The following is a 16,735-nucleotide window of genomic DNA, read 5'->3' as shown; positions in this document are numbered from 1 at the left end:
GCAGCGTGGGACTGGATTCCCGCCTACGCGGGAATACGGACAATGAAACGGCGGAGGAAACACCCATGACCCATAACCGCAGAGACATGATCGGCCTCACCGCCGCCGCCCTCGCGGCCAGCGCCATCCCTGCCGCCGCACAATCCGCCGCGCCCCGCTACGGCCTGATCGGCCAGATGATCGCCAAGCCCGACCAGCGCGACGCCTTGCTCGCCTATCTCCGCGACGGCACGGCCGCTATGCCCGGCTGCCTGTCCTATATCATCGCGCTCGACACCGCGAACCCCGACGCATTGTGGATCACCGAAGTCTGGGACAGCCGCGAAAGCTACGCCGCCTCGCTCAAACTCCCCGCCGTGCAAACCGCCATCGCCAAGGCCCGCCCGATCATCGCCGGTTTCGGCCAAAGGTTTGAGACGGTGCCAGTAGCGGGCCTATAAAATAATGTACTCCCGCGCAGGCGGGAGTCCAGGGCGGCGCACATCTCCTCTCCGCCTTTCGCCAAAGCACGACAGCCGTTAAGGCATCCCCATGACCGACCCAGCCTCCCTCACCGAACCCGAAGCCGCCAACCGCCTGATGCGCCTTGCCCGCGCGGTGGCCAAGCATAACCGGCTCTATCATGATCAGGACGCGCCGGAGATTAGCGACGCGGATTATGACGCCCTGATCGCGGAAAACAACGCGCTGGAGGCGGCCTTCCCGCATCTGGTCCGCGCCGATTCGCCCAATGCTCAGGTCGGGGCCGCGCCGACATCCACGTTGAAAAAAGTCGCCCATGCCCAGCGCATGATGAGCCTCGACAATGGCTTTGCCGATGCGGACATCGCGGAATTTCTCGCCCGCGTGCGCCGCTTCCTCGCGCTGGCCGACGACGCGCCCGTCGCGTTGACCGCCGAGCCGAAGATTGACGGCCTGTCCTGTTCGCTGCGCTACGAACAGGGCGCGCTGGTCATGGCGGCCACGCGCGGCGACGGCACCACGGGCGAAGATGTGACCGCCAACGTCCGCACCATAGCCGACATTCCCCAGCACCTGACCGGCGACGCGATCCCTGACCTGTTCGAGGTGCGCGGCGAAGTCTATATGGCCAAGGACGATTTCACCGCTCTCAATGCCCGGCTGCTGGCCGAGGCGGACGAGCCGGACAAGGCGCGGCAATTCGCCAACCCCCGCAACGCTGCCGCCGGATCGCTGCGCCAGAAGGACGCGACCGTCACCGCCAGCCGCCCGTTGCGCTTCCTGGCCCATGGCTGGGGCGCGCACAGCCAGCTTCCCGCCGAAACGCAACTGGGCGTGATGCAGGCGATTGCCGCATGGGGGCTGCCCGTGTCCGACATGCTGGTGCGAGTCGAAACGCTCGACGCGCTGCTCGCCCATTATCGCGGCATCGAACGGGCGCGCGCTGACCTGCCCTTCGACATTGACGGGGTGGTGTATAAGGTCGACCGGCTCGACTGGCAGCAGCGGCTGGGTTTCGTGGCAAAGGCACCGCGCTGGGCCATCGCCCATAAATTCCCCGCCGAACGGGCGCAAACCACGCTCGAAGCCATCGACATTCAGGTCGGTCGCACCGGCAAGCTGACCCCGGTCGGCCGCCTGACCCCGGTGACGGTCGGCGGCGTCGTCGTGTCCAACGTCACGCTCCACAATGCGGACGAGATCGCCCGCCTTGGCGTGCGCCCCGGCGACCGCGTCGTGGTGCAGCGCGCGGGCGACGTCATCCCGCAGGTGGTCGAAAATCTGACGCGGGATGAAGACCGCGCGCCCTATATATTCCTCGCGCAATGCCCCATCTGCCACAGCGAAGCGGTGCGCGAGGAAGGCGAGGTCGATTATCGCTGCACCGGCGGCCTGATCTGCCCGGCGCAACGGTTCGAGCGGCTGCGCCACTTCGTCAGCCGCGTTGCGCTCGACATTGAAGGGCTGGGCGAAAAGAGCATCCAAGAATTTCTCGATCTGGGCTGGATTACAGAACCGGCCGACATTTTCCGCCTGAAACGCCACCGCACGGCCCTGCTGGAGCGCGAAGGGTGGAAAGAAAAATCGGTCGACAATATGCTCGCCGCGATCGAAGCGAAGCGTGCGCCGGACGCCGCGCGGCTGCTGTTCGGCCTTGGCATCCGCCATGTCGGCGCCGTGACGGCGCGCGACCTGCTCAAACGCACCACCACGCTGCCGGGCGTGCGGGCTTTAGCGGAAGAAATCATCGCCCTGCGCGCTGCCGCGCCCGACGATTTGACGCAGGCGAAAAAAGACAAGGCGATCGCCGACCATATCGGCGTGGAAAATGTCGGCGCGGCAGTAGGCCATGCGCTGGCCGATTTCTTCCACGAACCCCATAATGTCGATGCGTGGGACGATCTGCTGTCCGAAGTTTCTCCGCCGCCCTATGTCGTGGAAACCACCGCCAGCGCGGTCACCGGCAAAACGGTCGTATTCACCGGCAAGCTGGAAACCATGAGCCGTGACGAGGCCAAGGCCCAGGCCGAACGGCTGGGCGCAAAAGCGGCGGGATCGGTCAGCGCCAAGACCGATCTGGTCGTCGCCGGGCCGGGCGCTGGCAGCAAATTGAAACAGGCCGCCGCGCTGGGGATAGAAGTGATCAGCGAAGAAGCCTGGGCGGAAATCGTGCAGGCGGCCGGGTAAATCCTCCCCTGCAAGGAGAGGGCGCGTATATGGCCAACATCCCCCCAACGTCACCCTGAACTTGTTTCAGGGTCCATTTCGCCCAATAAGCCGCTGTTTGTGGGGCACGATGGATGCTGAAACAAGTTCAGCATGACGTATGGATGAGAGTGTAAACTACTATATGATAACCCCAAACATGTAAGGATTAAGGTTCAAACCGCCACCTTATCCTGCGTTTTCGTGTCAAAATCGCCCGCATCATGCCGCTCGTGCAATTGCTCCTCCAGCGGCCCGTTCACCTTGTTGACGATCCGCCCGCGCTGCACCGCCGGGCGCGCGTCGATCTGTTGCGCCCAGCGGACCAGATTCTTGTAGCTTGCCGCGTCCAGAAACTCCGCCGCGCCATAGGCCCGGTTCAGCACCACGCCGCCATACCAGGGCCAGATAGCCATATCGGCGATGCTATACTCATCACCCGCCATATAGGCGTTTTCCGCCAGATGCCGGTCCAGCACGTCCAACTGCCGCTTCACTTCCATCGTGTAACGGTCGATCGGATATTCGTATTTTTCCGGCGCATAGGCGTAGAAATGGCCAAAGCCGCCGCCCAGCAAAGGCGCGCTGCCCATCTGCCAGAACAGCCAGCCAAGCGCCGCCGTCCGCTTGGCCGGATCGGTCGGCAGGAACGCGCCGAATTTTTCCGCCAGATAGAGCAGAATCGCGCCCGATTCGAACACCCGCTGCGGCGGCGACACGCTGTAGTCCATCAGCGCGGGGATTTTGCTGTTGGGATTCACGTCCACGAAACCGCTGGAAAACTGGTCGCCATCGCCGATCTTGATCAGCCAGGCGTCATATTCCGCCCCGCCATGACCCGCCGCCAGCAATTCTTCCAGAAGGATCGTCACCTTCTGCCCGTTGGGCGTGGCGAGCGAATAGAGCTGGAGCGGATGCTGACCCACCGGCAACGCCTTGTCATGGGTCGCACCCGCGATCGGCCGGTTGATGTTGGCGAACTGGCCGCCATTGGCCTTGTTCCATGTCCACACGCGGGGCGGGGTATAGCTGTCGGTCATGCAGGGCGGTCTCTTATATACGGGGTGGGAAGACTGTGCGCGTGAGTTAGGGAGTCCGCCTGCCGCGTTCAATGCAGCATATCTGTAGCGTTGCCGTGCCAATTTCATCAGGCGATCAAAACTCGTCCCGCTCCGCCGGTCGGCTCGTCGCCACAAAGTCGCGCTGGTGGAATTTTTATGCTCCATCGTCTTGACGCCGCGCCGGGTCGAACCATATGCAGACGCGGCTGGCACTCTTCATCAAGGAGTGCTAACAAGCGCCAGTTCATCGGGAGAAGGACAGGCATAGGGGTAACGGCGGATCATCCGCCCCTCCTATGTCCGACCCATCCCAAAGTTTAAGGGAAAGGCAATCAACATGGCATTTCGTCCGTTGCACGACCGTGTTCTCGTCCGCCGCATCGAAGCGGAAGCGAAGACCGCAGGCGGGATCATCATCCCCGACACCGCCAAGGAAAAGCCGCAGGAAGGCGAAATCGTCTCCGTCGGCACCGGCAGCAAGGCCGAAGACGGCAAGGTTACGCCGCTCGATGTCAAGGCTGGCGACCGTATCCTGTTCGGCAAATGGTCCGGCACCGAAGTCAAGGTCGACGGTGAAGACCTGCTGATCATGAAGGAATCGGACATTCTGGGCGTCGTCGCCTGAATGGGTTCCGGGGTCGCGGCGTAAAGTTGCGAACCCGACCGAATTTCTCGTTTCCCGCGAATTTCCGACACCTGCGACGGTGTGAACTTCGCACATTTTGCAATTCTTCAAGAAGGTAAAAGACCATGGCAGCGAAAGACGTAAAGTTTTCCCGCGACGCTCGTGAGCGCATTCTGCGCGGTGTCGACATCCTGGCCGACGCGGTCAAGGTGACCCTGGGGCCAAAGGGCCGCAACGTCGTCATCGACAAGAGCTTCGGTTCGCCGCGCATCACCAAGGACGGTGTTTCGGTCGCCAAGGAAATCGAACTTAAGGACAAGTTCGAAAATATGGGCGCCCAGATGGTCCGGGAAGTCGCTTCCAAGACCAACGACATCGCCGGTGACGGCACCACCACCGCAACCGTATTGGCCCAGGCCATCGTGCGCGAAGGTATGAAGTCGGTTGCCGCCGGCATGAACCCGATGGATCTCAAGCGCGGTATCGACCTCGCCGTGATCAAGGTCGTCGAAGACATCAAGGCGCGTTCGAAGCCTGTCGCCGGCACTGCCGAAATCGCTCAGGTTGGCATCATTTCGGCCAATGGCGACCGTGAAGTCGGCGAAAAGATCGCCGAAGCCATGGAAAAGGTCGGCAAGGAAGGCGTCATCACCGTGGAAGAGGCCAAGGGTCTCGACTTCGAGCTGGACGTCGTCGAAGGTATGCAGTTCGATCGCGGCTACCTGTCGCCTTACTTCGTGACGAACCCGGAAAAAATGTCGGTCGAACTGGCTGATCCGTACATTCTGATCCACGAAAAGAAGCTGTCGAACCTCCAGTCGATCCTGCCGATCCTTGAAGCAGTCGTCCAGTCGGGTCGTCCGCTCCTCATCATCGCGGAAGACATCGAAGGCGAAGCGCTGGCGACTCTGGTCGTCAACAAGCTGCGCGGCGGCCTGAAGGTTGCAGCGGTCAAGGCACCTGGCTTTGGCGATCGTCGCAAGGCGATGCTGGAAGATATCGCCGTCCTGACCAAGGGCGAAGTGATTTCGGAAGACCTGGGCATCAAGCTGGAGAGCGTCACGCTCGCCATGCTGGGTACTGCCAAGCGCGTCACCATCGACAAGGACAACACCGTCATCGTCGATGGCGCTGGCGACCATGATTCGATCAAGGGCCGTACCGAGCAGATCCGTCAGCAGATCGAGAACACCACCTCGGACTATGACAAGGAAAAGCTTCAGGAACGTCTGGCCAAACTGGCTGGCGGCGTTGCCGTCATCAAGGTTGGCGGCGCGACCGAAATCGAAGTCAAGGAACGCAAGGACCGCGTCGACGACGCTCTCCACGCGACCCGTGCGGCTGTCGAAGAAGGCATCGTCCCCGGTGGCGGCACCGCGCTGCTCTACGCGACCAAGGCGCTTGACGGCCTCAAGGGCGTCAATGACGACCAGACCCGTGGCATCGACATCGTTCGCAAGTCGCTGACCGCTCTGGTTCGCCAGATCGCCAGCAATGCGGGCCAGGACGGCGCCGTCGTGTCGGGCAAGCTGCTCGATCAGGACGACACCTCGTTCGGCTTCAATGCGTCGACCGACACCTACGAAAACCTGGTGACCGCCGGCGTTATCGACCCGACCAAGGTCGTTCGCACCGCGCTCCAGAACGCAGCATCGGTTGCTGGTCTGCTGATCACCACCGAAGCGGCGATTTCGGAAATGCCTGCCGACGACAAGGCTCCCATGGGGATGCCCGGTGGCGGCATGGGCGGCATGGGCGGCATGGACTTCTAATCAGTCCACGTCCTGCCAACAGATTGAGGCCGGTGGAGCGATCCACCGGCCTTTTTCTATTGGGGCTGTCCTACAAGGAAAATGACTGAAACATACAATAGCCATGGTACGGCACGGCAATCTTAACCAAAAAATAAACGCAAAATGCGATGACCTGTGCGGGAACCGGAGACCCGCCATTTGCGCGTGATAAGAAACCTTCTGGAAAGGCGCAGGGCGCAGCGGTCGGTCGAGGATGCAGACGTGCGTCGCAGCCTGGTCGAATCCCTTTACGCATCCCCCGCATCGCTCACCATCGGCGCGGCCACAGGCACTGCCGTTGGCATCGTCATCAGCAGCCTGAGCGATGGCACCGCTATCCATATCGTCGTGCTGGCCGTCTGCATCGTTGCGGCGCTGCGCGTCATTTCCGCCGTCTTTTTCCACCGCCAGCTAAAGCGCGGCACTGCCGTTGCTTCGCGCAACTGGGAACTGGCCTATGAACTGGGCGCATGGGCCTATGCCGGGTTGCTGGGGTTGATGGGCTTCGTCACGCTGATCGGATCGCCCAATTCGGTGATCCATATGCTCAGCGTGTCGATGGCCACCGGCTATGCGGGCGGCATTTCAGGCCGCAATGCGGGCCGGGTCCAGATCGCCATCGGCCAGGTGTGCCTGGCGCTGCTGCCGACCGCGACGGGGCTGTGGCTGGAAGGATCGACGGGCTATCGCGTGCTGTCGGTGGCCATGGTGATGATGGTGTTGGGCCTCGCCGAAATCAGCTCGACCACGCACCGCATAGTCGTACAGGCGTTGATCGGCAAGCGCGACAAGTCGCTGCTGGCGGAAAAGTTCGAACGGCTGGCCCGTTTCGACAGCCTGACCGGACTTGAAAACCGCATGGCGATGCAGATGCGGTTGCGCGATATATTCGAACAGAGCGAAAAGCGCGCCGATGCCGTCGCCATTCTGTGGATGGACGTGGATCGGTTCAAGGAAATCAACGATTCGCTGGGCCATATGGTCGGCGACCAATTGTTGCGCAGCGTGGCCGAGCGGCTCAACGAAGTGGTGCAGGGACGCGGCCGGATCGCTCGCTTCGGCGGCGATGAATTCGTCGTCATCTGCCCCGACACATGCCGGGTGACGGCGGCTGCCATCGCGCAGGAAATCATTACCTATTTCGGCCATGGCTTCGACCTGGGCGACAATTTGCTCTCGGTCACGGCCTCCATCGGTTACGCGGTCGCGCCGCAGGACGGGCGCGACATGGACGAATTGATGCAACATGCCGACCTGGCGCTGTACGAAGCCAAGCGGGAGGGGCGCAATCGCGCCGCCAGCTTCAACTGGTCGCTCAAGGAACGCTTCAACCGCGTGCATGAGATTGAGACGGGCTTGCGCCGGGCGCTCGACAACCACGAACTCAAGCTGCTGTTCCAGCCGATCGTCGATCTGGAAAGCGGCCATATCGAAGCGTGCGAAGCGCTGCTGCGCTGGGATCATCCGGTTCTGGGACCGATTTCGCCCGCCGAATTCATTCCGATCGCCGAAAGCATGGGCATGATCGAGGCAATGACCGGGTGGGTGCTGCGCGAAGCCTGTATCGCGGCGGCATCCTGGCCCGGTGATGTGCGGATCGCCATCAACGTGTCGCCTGCCTCGCTCAAATCGTCGGACCTGCCCAGCCATGTCATTGCCGCGCTGCTCGAAACCGGGCTGCCTGCGCGTCGGCTGGAACTGGAAGTCACCGAATCCATTTTTCTCGACGACAGCGGGCAGACCAATACGATCCTGCGCGAATTGCAGCGGATCGGCCTGCGCCTCGCCCTCGATGATTTTGGCACCGGCTATTCCTCGCTCTCCTACCTGCGCTCCTACCGTTTCGACACGCTCAAGGTCGATCAGAGCTTCATGGCCGGAGTCAGCGCCAATGCGGAAGATCGCGCGATCGTGCGGGCGATCGGCAATCTGGCGCGCGACCTGTCCATGAGTACGGTGGCCGAAGGCATAGAGACGGCGGACCAGCTTCACCATGCGCGCGAAGCTGGCTTCACCAATGTTCAGGGCTATTTGTTCAGCCGTCCGGTCACGAGCGACCGGATCGCCGAACTGATCGCGGCGGGACCGCTGGAGGGGACGGAGCGCCCCGACCCCATCCCCCGCCGCCGTCTGTCTTGATGTGCAATCAGCGCAAGCGGGTCTGCGCCGCCGCCAGGCGCCGCATCATCCGCAGGTCGCGGTCCGACAGCGTCAACGCCGTGTCGGTCCAGATTTCCACGATGTCGGTCAATTCGGCCAGCGTCATCGGATTGACCCGCCGTCCGGCACGGTTGATGCCGACATAGCCGGCATGATGGGCGCTATGGTCCCTGATCCACTTGGCGGTCGCCGCTTCACCTTCGCCTGTGTCCACTACCTGGGCGACGATGCCCATGTCGTACATTTCGTCGGCGGAGTAGATACGTCCCTGGGCGATCATCTGCTGCGCCATGACCGGGCCGACGCGCCGCGACAGGATGGAATAGGCGCCCATGCCGGGGAACAGGCCGAACAACACTTCCGGCAGGCCGAATTTGGCGTGGCGTTCGGCAATGATGACGTCGAAACACATCAGCGCTTCCAGCCCGCCGCCCAGCGCGTCGCCCTGTGCCAGGCCGATGTTGATGACGTTCATGTCGTTGCAGTGCCAGATGCGATCTACGATCTCGCAACAGGCGACGCCATATTTCAGCAACGTCGCGCGGTCGCGCTTCTGGATGCACTCGGCGAACATTTCCAGGTCGCCGCCCAGGTTGAACACGCCGGGAAAGCGCGACCCCAGCACCATGAATTTCAGCAGGCCGTCCTTGTTGCCGAACGCGCGGCGGCTTTCGCGCTGCCACGCCATCGTGTCGCGAATCAGGCCAAGGTTGGAATTGGGCCGTTCGTGCGGCGTCATGAACGCCCACAAAGTCGAAAGCTCCGCGTCCCATCTTACGTCGATCTGGCCCAGATCGAACAGCGTCGATGGGTCTGGTGCGTTCGGATCGGCTCTTTCCGTATCGGAAAAGGCAGGTTGCCCGATATCTGCAACGCAATGCGCGTCACCAGCAGCCTCCGCGATGTCTCGCGAAGGATTAAACCGTCCTGAATCAATCATCTGCGACCCCATTTTTCTATTCCGACTGAACAGATCAGGCTCGCTTGCAGGATGCAATCAACCGGGAAGGGATGGACAGGGCGTTAACTATTTTTGTCCCTGACTGTTGCAAACGAGTCGCCGGAAATTGGCGCAAAGCGCGCGGGCTGTTGCGCAAGTGCAACAAGAAGGCTCCTTTACAAATGTAAGATTCCCGGCGCAGGGCTTTGTTAACCTTTATTAATTAGCCAGATTGCATGACCGAGCGCCGAACCGACCCCAGGATTGTTACGCTTTCGCTTGCCGATGCGACCGGCGCGCCATGGCCGCTGCGCCTGTCGGCCGACTGTTTGCGCTTCGTTGGTCCCTATCGCCGGGTCGACGGGTTCAACATCGACGCGCTGATGTTGTTCGAAGGCGTGCGCAGGGCGGGTTGACGCCATCACGCGCTGGCCTTGTGCCGCCGCATGTTCGATATTAGAGCGCGGGCTGTGACCCAATCCCGTTTTACCTTCTCCATCGCCGCCACCGACGGCAAGGCGCGCACCGGCGCGATCCAGATGCAGCGTGGCGACATTCGCACGCCTGCCTTCATGCCGGTCGGCACCGCCGCCACGGTCAAGGCGATGCGCCCGGCGGAAGTGCGCGCGAGTGGCGCGGACATCATATTGGGCAACACCTATCATCTGATGCTGCGCCCCGGCGCGGAACGCATGGCGCGGCTGGGGGGGCTACATGGCTTCATGGGCTGGGACCGGCCGATCCTGACCGACAGTGGCGGCTATCAGGTGATGAGCCTGAGCGCGCTCACCAAAATGAGCGAGCAAGGCGTGGCCTTTTCCAGCCATATCGACGGGTCGAAGCATATGCTGACCCCGGAACGGTCGATGGAAATTCAGCGGTTGCTGGACAGCGACATCGTCATGGCGTTCGACGAATGCACCAAAAATGGCTGCACCCATGACGAAGCTGCCCGTTCGATGGAGCGTTCCATGCGCTGGGCGAAGCGATCGCGCGAGGGCTTTGATACCGGGGGCGATCATGCGGCGCGCGCGGCGCTGTTCGGTATCCAGCAAGGGTCGCTCAATGAAGAACTGCGCCGGATTTCAGCCGAAAAACTGATCGAGATCGGCTTTGACGGCTATGCTGTAGGCGGCCTTGCCGTGGGGGAAGGGCAGGAAGCGATGTTCGCCACGCTCGACTTCGCGCCTGCCATGCTGCCGACCGACAAGCCGCGTTACCTGATGGGCGTGGGTAAGCCCGACGATATCGTCGGCGCAGTCGAACGCGGCATCGACATGTTCGATTGCGTGCTGCCCACGCGCAGCGGTCGCAATGGTCAGGCTTTTACCTGGGCGGGACCACTTAATATCCGCAACGCGAAATTCGCCGAAGATATGGGTCCGATCGACCCGCGCTGCGGCTGCCCGGTATGCGCCACATGGAGCCGCGCCTATCTCCACCATCTGGTCAAGGCAGGCGAAATGCTGGGCGCAATGCTGATGACGCAGCATAATATCCATTTCTATCAGCAATTGATGCAGGCGATCCGCGACAGCATCGGCGCGGGCCAGTTCGCGGTCTTTGCGGCAGATTTCCGGCGCGACTATCAGCGCGCCTGACCAGATTTAGGCAATCACGGTAATGGCGATGCTGTAAACGCCGCCTTCCTCGTCATGCTCCAGCGGCGATCGCAATTGCCGCGACAGGCCGGTCAGCACCCGGCCATAGCGTTCGGCCAGATGCGCCGTCATTGCCTCCGACGCGCGCAGCCCCGCCGATCGCACGGTCAACAGCGCGCGGTCTGCGCGGTCGGGCAGCGTCGCTACCGAAATCCGCATCGTTCCCTGCGGGTCCAGCATCATCGCCAATTCGACCAGTTCGGTCAGCAGGAAGGAAATCGGCACGGCCACGTCCTGACTGATGTGCAGGTCGTCGCTGTCGATCTGGATAGCGAAGCGGCGGGCGCTGGCGGGGGCGGTGCCACGCAGGCTGGCCGACAATTCGCTGATCAGCGGGCGCACGCCCACACCGCGATTTTCCTCCAGCTCGGCGAAATGGTTGCGATGCACCACGGACAAGGCATCGACCCGTCGCTGGATCGACGCATAGGCTTCCATCGCTTCCGGCTCATGCGCCGAACGCGCGTGCAGGTTGATGAGGCTGGCGATGATCTGAAGGTTGTTTTTCACCCGGTGATGCACTTCGCGGGTCAGCTTGCGCTGGGTTTCCAGCCCCTGCGCCATTTCCGCTTCATGTGTCGCCACATCCTCGCTGATTTCGCGGAAGGTTTCGCCCAGCGCCACGATTTCCTGCGCGGGCGTCCGCACTCGCTGCAAAGGCTGCATCACTTCGCCCGGTTGATAGGCGGCGACGGCGCTGCGCAGCATGACCAGCGGGCGGATCAGCAGCCGGTTGACCACGAACCATCCGATTGCGGCGGCGGCGAACCACATGACCAGCGGCAGGAACAGCGACAGCATCCGTGCGATCGTGGCGGGCGGTTCGCGCACCGTCATGGTCAGCACGATGTCGGGCGGATCGAGCCGGGCGGACAGGCTGGCGCTTTCCCCGGCCAGGGGCGCGGCGCTGGGACGGCCGATCATCATGTGCCGGTCGCCTTGGCGCAGGCTGAGTTGTCGGTTTTGCAGCGCAGTCGCCGGATCAGCGACATTTTCCAGATGGGCGCGCGCATAATAGACCAGCGCGACCAGGCTGCCGTCCCGGCTCGGCACCCGCACCAGCAGATGCGCCGATTGCGGCAAAAGTTCGGCCTGACGGTTGGCAAAGCGCGCCTGCGGCGACACCCCGGCAGGTTCTGCGCCATCCGAACCGCAGCGGCGTCGTCCCTGCCGGTCGTAGATGTAGAATTGCCCGCCGCCGGTATCATGCGCGGTCAGGAAAAAGGCCAGCCGGGCGCAGATGCCGGCGTCGCCGCGCGGCCGCGCCAGCGTATTGACCGTCAGTTCAAGGGCAGTGCGGTCCGATTGCAGGTCCGCCGACAATTTGCGCGCGCTTTGCGTCACTGCAACGCGCAGCAACGCTTCCTTTTCCAGGTCCGCCGTGCGGATCGCCTGAAGCGATGCGACCAGCGCGACCAGGCCCAAAGGCAGCAGCGCAAGCGTCAGTATGAGGAACATCTTGACGCCGGTGGACCGGAAATAACGGTGGACGGAATCAAGCAAGGGGCGGGGCGTCCGGGTGGAACCTGTCGGAGGATGATGGCCCCCGGTCATGGGTGTATCAGTCAAGCCTGCTCAGCAAATCCAGCATTTCAGAGGGAATATCTTCCTCCACCGCGCGCTGATAGACTGTGCGCAAAGCCTGCGACACATGCGCTTCTTCCTTGGCGGCGGGGCGACGCTTGCGGGGGGCGGCAGCGGTTTTCACACCATCTTCCTTATTAGGGGCATCTTGCGACTTGCCCCCTTCGGCCGCCAATCGTTCCGTCGATGAAGAAACCAAAATCAGCCCCTATGAAGCAATAACCGATGTGCCAGCGCGCTCGTTTTTGCGGTTTTCCTGCGGAACGTCAATTCGTCGCCCGCCATGATTGCCGCAAAATTCATCATATGGCCGAAAAAACCATGTAGCTGCGAAACAAATCGCGTCCTTGTTGGTTCCCCTGATCGAAGCATTTTTTACGCGCCGGGGTTTTGGCGGTGAAAAGGGGGGCGGGGGTTGCCATGACAGCATCTTTCATTCCATCCTCCCGTGCGCGATGCCTTGTCATCGGCGCCGATGTTTCGGAACATTACGCCCCTATGGGCAGGGAGAAGATCTGACGATGTCGCTTGGACAGCAATTGCACCCCCATCTTCCGTTTCTGCGGCGCTACGCCCGCGCCCTGACCGGCAGTCAGTCGCACGGTGACGCCTATGTCCGTGCCGCGCTGGAAGCGATCGTCGCTGCGCCCGAAGAATTCCCGACCGAGGTTGATCCGCGCCTGGGCCTTTATCGCACCTTTCACGCCATCTGGTCGTCGGCCCATCTGGAAGATATTCCGGTGACGGCGGGCGGCAGCCGCGAAGCCATTGCGCAGGCGCGCCTTGCCCGCCTGACCCCGCTGCCGCGTCAGGCGCTGTTGCTGACGGCGCTGGAAGGCTTCACGGTCGATGATGTCGCCTATCTGATCGACATGGACACCGCCGATGTCGAAGCGCTGGTGGAAGAAGCGCTGACCGAAATCGAGTCGCAGACTCGCGCCAAGGTGCTGATTATCGAGGATGAACCGATCATCGCGATGGACATCGAAACCATCGTCCGCGACCTTGGCCATGATGTCACGGCCATTGCGGTAACGGCCGAAGACGCGGTGCGCGAAGCGCTGGCCGACCGGCCCGGCCTCGTGCTGGCCGACATTCAGCTTGCCGACGACAGCAGCGGTATCGACGCGGTGAAGGATATTCTCGCCGAATTTTCGGTCCCGGTCATATTCATCACCGCTTTCCCAGAACGGCTGCTGACCGGCGAACGGCCCGAACCCACCTTCCTCATCACCAAGCCGTTTCAGCGGTCGACGGTGAAGGCGGCCATTTCGCAGGCGCTGTTCTTTGACGAAGCGACTGCGCCCGTCTGATCGCGCATGGCCCGCAACCGTGCGGAACTCCCGGTCGGGTCGCGGCGTTAATGCTGCGTAACGATCGGGAGACGAGCCATGGTTGACCAGGAACAGCATATCGCGACCGACGACGCGCGCGGCGGGGAAACCCCGCACATCGTGCGCTACGTTCTGGCCATATCGCTCGCACTGGCGGTCGTCGCTATGCTGCTGGTGATCTGGCGATAAGGCGCTCGCGCGCGGCGATCTGCTTTGACGACGACTATTCTGGGATATGGGCGCATATATGGCTTTGACGACGTCGGTTCGCACGGCGAGGGCGGCAGCCAGCACGGGGGATGTTCCCATGAATGACATGGACGTTGACACTGGCGCTGTCGAAATCAGCCCGGTGGAAGATCGGGCGGCTCTTTCGGACAGCGACTTCAAGCGCGAACTGGCTGCGGTCATCCCGCACCTGCGCGCATTTGGCCGTTCGCTGTCGGGCAATCGCGATGTGGCCGATGATCTCGTGCAGGAAACCCTGCTCAAGGCATGGGCCGCGCGTCAGCGTTTTCAGGCCGGCACCAATATGCGTGCCTGGACTTTCATCATCCTGCGCAACCATTATCTCTCGCAGATGCGCCGTTCGCGCTTTCGCGGCGAATGGGATGATCTGACCGCAGACCGTATTCTGGCCGCGCCTGCCGGGCAGGACAAGCATGTCGAACTCAGCGACATGCAGCGCGCTCTGCTGCAACTGCCCCAGCCGCAGCGCGAAGCGCTGATCCTGGTCGGCGCGGGCGGCTTTGCTTATGAGGAAGCGGCCGAGATTTGCGGCGTCGCCGTCGGCACGATCAAGAGCCGGGTGGCGCGTGGCCGCGCCGCACTCGAACAATTGCTCGAAAGCGGCGATTTGCCCTCCCGACGCTTACAGGCGACGAGCGATACGGCGGTGCTGGATGAAATCATGCAGGACGTCGACCGCCTCAGCCGCAACCGTGATCCCGGCCCAGATTGAGCGCCAACCGGAACGATCCCCTGCATCCGTCCGTTAGGACAGGATCAAGGAGATTTCACATGGTCCATGACCCCCTTCGGCAGGATGATCCGCCGGTTCACGCCCCTATGGCGGAAAGGTCGCATGGCAGCGGGCTGGTGTTCACGCTCGTCGCGCTGGCGCTGGTTCTGGCAATCGGCTTCTTTTACGTCACCAACGAAAGCCGCGACGATCGCCGGGCGGATGCAGTCACGCAGGCCGCCGATTCAGTCGATCGCGCCGCCAGCCGCGCGGGCGACGCGGCCAGGAACGCTGCCGACTCGCTGCGTCAGGATAATTGACGGCGGCTGGTCATCGAAGGCCGCCGTCACTTTGCCATAGCGGCATCGGCATGGCGCGTTCCCGCTAATATCGGTTCTCCGTCACCGCGCGGCGTCACGTTCAGCATTTCTTTGCCAATTTCGGGCAAGGTGATCGCACTGTCGGATTTCCTTACACATGCTGTAAGGCAGCATCCGGCATAACCCCCCGGCGTCCGGGCGGGCCAGCGGGACCAATAGTGCGACGATGATCAGGCTGTTCAAACATTATGTGCCGCACGCCGTGCTGCTGCTGGGGCTGCTCGATTTCGTGCTGCTGCTCTGCGCGGCGGAGGGCGGCTGGATCCTGCGCGCGCATCAGATCGGCATGGACATCGACCATGTGATGACTCGCATGGGTCCATTGCTCAGCTTCGCCTTTTCCATTCAGACGGCGATGATCGCCGTGGGTGTCTATGGCACCGAGGCGCTTCAATCGATTCGGTTTGCCTTTGCCCGGCTGCTGGTCGCGGTGTCGCTGGGCGCGATTTTCCTCTCGGTCCTCTATTTCCTGCTGCCGGGCATGACGCTTTGGCGCTCCAATTCGCTCTACGCCATGGGTTTGGCCATGGGCTTGCTGGTCATGGTGCGTTTGCTGCTCGGTTCCATGCTGGGCGGCGAAGCGTTCAAGCGGCGACTTGTCGTGCTGGGCGCGGGCAATCGCGCCAACCGGATCAAGGATCTGGAACAGAAAAAGGGTGCAGGCTTCCTCGTCGTCGGCTTCATTGCCATGAATGACGGGCCGCAGGTGGTGCCGGAAGCGCTGAACCGCGACGCCATCTACAATCTGTCCGATTTCGTCGTCCGCCTGAACGCCAGCGAAGTCGTGCTGGCGCTGGAGGAACGGCGCAATGCCGTCCCCATGTCCGACCTGTTGCGCATCAAGACGACCGGCGTGCATGTCAACGACCTGTCGACTTTTCTGGAGCGTGAAACGGGCCGCGTCGACCTGGCCAGCGTCAACCCAAGCTGGCTGATCTTCTCCGACGGCTTTTCCGCCGGTCGCCGCATATCGAGTTTCGCCAAGCGATTGTTCGACATCATCGCCAGCACCATCCTGCTTGCGCTGACTGGCCCGGTCATTCTGCTCGCGGCTATTTTCGTCAAAATGGACAGCAAGGGACCGGCCTTCTACCGGCAGCAGCGCGTCGGCCTGTTCGGCCAGGAATTCTGGATCGTGAAGCTGCGCACCATGCGGCTGGACGCGGAAGTCAACGGACAGGCGCAATGGGCGGAAAAGGACGATCCGCGCATCACCCGTCTTGGCTATTGGCTGCGCAAGCTGCGGATCGACGAGCTGCCCCAGACCTGGACCGTGCTGAAAGGCGAAATGAGCTTCGTCGGCCCACGCCCCGAACGCCGCCAGTTTGTCGAGGATCTGGAACAGCATCTGCGCTATTATGCCGAACGCCATATGGTAAAACCGGGCATCACCGGCTGGGCGCAGATCAACTATCCCTATGGCGCGTCGATCGAGGATAGCCGGCACAAGCTGGAATATGACCTTTATTACGCCAAAAATTATACGCCGTTCCTCGACCTGCTGATCCTCATTCAAACGGTGCGGGTCATCCTCTGGCCCGATGGCGCGCGCTAAGGGGCGTTTGAGCG

At 62.2% G+C, this 16,735-nt stretch carries 17 protein-coding genes; 12 read left to right on the top strand and 5 right to left on the bottom strand.

The annotated features are described in order from the left end of the window. Positions 1-65: 65 nt before the first annotated feature. Positions 66-440, top strand: coding sequence for a putative quinol monooxygenase (locus SPBM01_RS08060; protein ID WP_188064912.1), 375 nt, complete (start codon positions 66-68; stop codon positions 438-440). A gap of 91 nt (positions 441-531) precedes the next feature. Continuing rightward, positions 532-2,649, top strand: a complete 2,118-nt coding sequence (ligA, locus tag SPBM01_RS08055) for an NAD-dependent DNA ligase LigA (protein ID WP_188064911.1) — start codon at positions 532-534, stop codon at positions 2,647-2,649. A gap of 194 nt (positions 2,650-2,843) precedes the next feature. Here the strand turns inward: ligA and yghU are convergent, their stop codons facing one another. Continuing rightward, the gene (gene yghU / locus SPBM01_RS08050) at positions 2,844-3,707 is read right to left on the bottom strand and encodes a glutathione-dependent disulfide-bond oxidoreductase (RefSeq protein WP_188064909.1); all 864 of its coding nucleotides are present in this window, start codon (positions 3,705-3,707) and stop codon (positions 2,844-2,846) included. Positions 3,708-4,065: 358 nt separating this feature from the next. Between yghU and groES the strand changes: the two genes are divergently transcribed. The 3 genes from groES (at position 4,066) to SPBM01_RS08035 (ending at position 8,285) form a co-directional block, all read left to right on the top strand. Further along, positions 4,066-4,353: a co-chaperone GroES gene (gene groES, locus SPBM01_RS08045; RefSeq protein WP_119745439.1), complete on the top strand. Its 288-nt coding sequence runs from the start codon at positions 4,066-4,068 to the stop codon at positions 4,351-4,353. A gap of 125 nt (positions 4,354-4,478) precedes the next feature. Next, positions 4,479-6,125, top strand: coding sequence for a chaperonin GroEL (gene groL, locus SPBM01_RS08040; protein ID WP_188064907.1), 1,647 nt, complete (start codon positions 4,479-4,481; stop codon positions 6,123-6,125). Between the two features lie 180 nt (positions 6,126-6,305). Then, positions 6,306-8,285 (top strand): putative bifunctional diguanylate cyclase/phosphodiesterase, encoded by a 1,980-nt coding sequence (locus tag SPBM01_RS08035; protein WP_188064905.1) that lies wholly within the window; start codon positions 6,306-6,308, stop codon positions 8,283-8,285. A 7-nt stretch (positions 8,286-8,292) separates the two neighbouring features. On the opposite strand, the gene SPBM01_RS08030 is transcribed toward SPBM01_RS08035, so the two are convergent. Continuing rightward, positions 8,293-9,246 (bottom strand): crotonase/enoyl-CoA hydratase family protein, encoded by a 954-nt coding sequence (locus SPBM01_RS08030; RefSeq protein ID WP_188064903.1) that lies wholly within the window; start codon positions 9,244-9,246, stop codon positions 8,293-8,295. A gap of 236 nt (positions 9,247-9,482) precedes the next feature. Here SPBM01_RS08030 and SPBM01_RS08025 point away from each other — a divergent pair, with 236 nt between their 5' ends. Both SPBM01_RS08025 and tgt read left to right on the top strand, forming a co-directional pair. Next, positions 9,483-9,662, top strand: coding sequence for a hypothetical protein (locus tag SPBM01_RS08025; protein ID WP_188064901.1), 180 nt, complete (start codon positions 9,483-9,485; stop codon positions 9,660-9,662). Positions 9,663-9,716: 54 nt separating this feature from the next. Further along, a complete protein-coding gene (gene tgt / locus SPBM01_RS08020; RefSeq protein ID WP_188064899.1) occupies positions 9,717-10,847 on the top strand; it encodes a tRNA guanosine(34) transglycosylase Tgt in 1,131 nt (376 codons plus the stop codon). A gap of 6 nt (positions 10,848-10,853) precedes the next feature. Here tgt and SPBM01_RS08015 read toward each other — a convergent pair whose 3' ends face one another. The 3 genes from SPBM01_RS08015 to SPBM01_RS21880 form a co-directional block, all read right to left on the bottom strand. Beyond that, entirely contained in the window at positions 10,854-12,365 is a 1,512-nt protein-coding gene (locus tag SPBM01_RS08015; RefSeq protein WP_188065615.1) for a sensor histidine kinase, read from the bottom strand. Positions 12,366-12,468: 103 nt separating this feature from the next. After that, positions 12,469-12,615 (bottom strand): NepR family anti-sigma factor, encoded by a 147-nt coding sequence (locus SPBM01_RS08010; RefSeq protein WP_188064897.1) that lies wholly within the window; start codon positions 12,613-12,615, stop codon positions 12,469-12,471. Between the two features lie 178 nt (positions 12,616-12,793). After that, positions 12,794-12,928: a hypothetical protein gene (locus SPBM01_RS21880; RefSeq protein WP_262504362.1), complete on the bottom strand. Its 135-nt coding sequence runs from the start codon at positions 12,926-12,928 to the stop codon at positions 12,794-12,796. A gap of 84 nt (positions 12,929-13,012) precedes the next feature. On the opposite strand from SPBM01_RS21880, the gene SPBM01_RS08005 reads away from it, so the two are divergent. From SPBM01_RS08005 to SPBM01_RS07990, 5 genes are all read left to right on the top strand, one after another. Further along, complete coding sequence (locus SPBM01_RS08005; protein ID WP_188064895.1) at positions 13,013-13,804, top strand: response regulator; 792 nt, start codon at positions 13,013-13,015, stop codon at positions 13,802-13,804. Between the two features lie 78 nt (positions 13,805-13,882). After that, entirely contained in the window at positions 13,883-14,014 is a 132-nt protein-coding gene (locus tag SPBM01_RS21875) for a hypothetical protein (protein WP_262504361.1), read from the top strand. A 118-nt stretch (positions 14,015-14,132) separates the two neighbouring features. Further along, positions 14,133-14,786: a sigma-70 family RNA polymerase sigma factor gene (locus tag SPBM01_RS08000; RefSeq protein ID WP_188064893.1), complete on the top strand. Its 654-nt coding sequence runs from the start codon at positions 14,133-14,135 to the stop codon at positions 14,784-14,786. Between the two features lie 59 nt (positions 14,787-14,845). Then, positions 14,846-15,106, top strand: coding sequence for a hypothetical protein (locus tag SPBM01_RS07995; protein WP_188064891.1), 261 nt, complete (start codon positions 14,846-14,848; stop codon positions 15,104-15,106). Between the two features lie 226 nt (positions 15,107-15,332). After that, positions 15,333-16,721, top strand: coding sequence for a TIGR03013 family XrtA/PEP-CTERM system glycosyltransferase (locus SPBM01_RS07990; RefSeq protein ID WP_188064889.1), 1,389 nt, complete (start codon positions 15,333-15,335; stop codon positions 16,719-16,721). The last annotated feature ends 14 nt before the right edge of the window (positions 16,722-16,735 follow it).

This window comes from Sphingobium sp. KCTC 72723, from assembly GCF_014280435.1.
GTDB lineage: Bacteria > Pseudomonadota > Alphaproteobacteria > Sphingomonadales > Sphingomonadaceae > Sphingobium.
Note: the sequence above shows the minus strand (reverse complement) of the source record. Positions and strands in the feature narration are given on the sequence as shown.

Bases quoted from the DNA above. Each gene is read 5' to 3' on its own strand.
- SPBM01_RS08005 (WP_188064895.1), top strand. From the start codon at position 13,013: ATGTCGCTTGGACAGCAATTGCACCCCCATCTTCCGTTTCTGCGGCGC.
- SPBM01_RS08030 (WP_188064903.1), bottom strand. From the start codon at position 9,246: ATGATTGATTCAGGACGGTTTAATCCTTCGCGAGACATCGCGGAGGCT.
- SPBM01_RS08025 (WP_188064901.1), top strand. From the start codon at position 9,483: ATGACCGAGCGCCGAACCGACCCCAGGATTGTTACGCTTTCGCTTGCC.
- SPBM01_RS08000 (WP_188064893.1), top strand. From the start codon at position 14,133: ATGAATGACATGGACGTTGACACTGGCGCTGTCGAAATCAGCCCGGTG.
- groL (WP_188064907.1), top strand. From the start codon at position 4,479: ATGGCAGCGAAAGACGTAAAGTTTTCCCGCGACGCTCGTGAGCGCATT.
- groES (WP_119745439.1), top strand. From the start codon at position 4,066: ATGGCATTTCGTCCGTTGCACGACCGTGTTCTCGTCCGCCGCATCGAA.
- SPBM01_RS08060 (WP_188064912.1), top strand. From the start codon at position 66: ATGACCCATAACCGCAGAGACATGATCGGCCTCACCGCCGCCGCCCTC.
- SPBM01_RS21875 (WP_262504361.1), top strand. From the start codon at position 13,883: ATGGTTGACCAGGAACAGCATATCGCGACCGACGACGCGCGCGGCGGG.
- SPBM01_RS07990 (WP_188064889.1), top strand. From the start codon at position 15,333: ATGATCAGGCTGTTCAAACATTATGTGCCGCACGCCGTGCTGCTGCTG.
- SPBM01_RS21880 (WP_262504362.1), bottom strand. From the start codon at position 12,928: ATGAAAGATGCTGTCATGGCAACCCCCGCCCCCCTTTTCACCGCCAAA.
- SPBM01_RS08015 (WP_188065615.1), bottom strand. From the start codon at position 12,365: ATGTTCCTCATACTGACGCTTGCGCTGCTGCCTTTGGGCCTGGTCGCG.
- yghU (WP_188064909.1), bottom strand. From the start codon at position 3,707: ATGACCGACAGCTATACCCCGCCCCGCGTGTGGACATGGAACAAGGCC.
- ligA (WP_188064911.1), top strand. From the start codon at position 532: ATGACCGACCCAGCCTCCCTCACCGAACCCGAAGCCGCCAACCGCCTG.
- SPBM01_RS07995 (WP_188064891.1), top strand. From the start codon at position 14,846: ATGGTCCATGACCCCCTTCGGCAGGATGATCCGCCGGTTCACGCCCCT.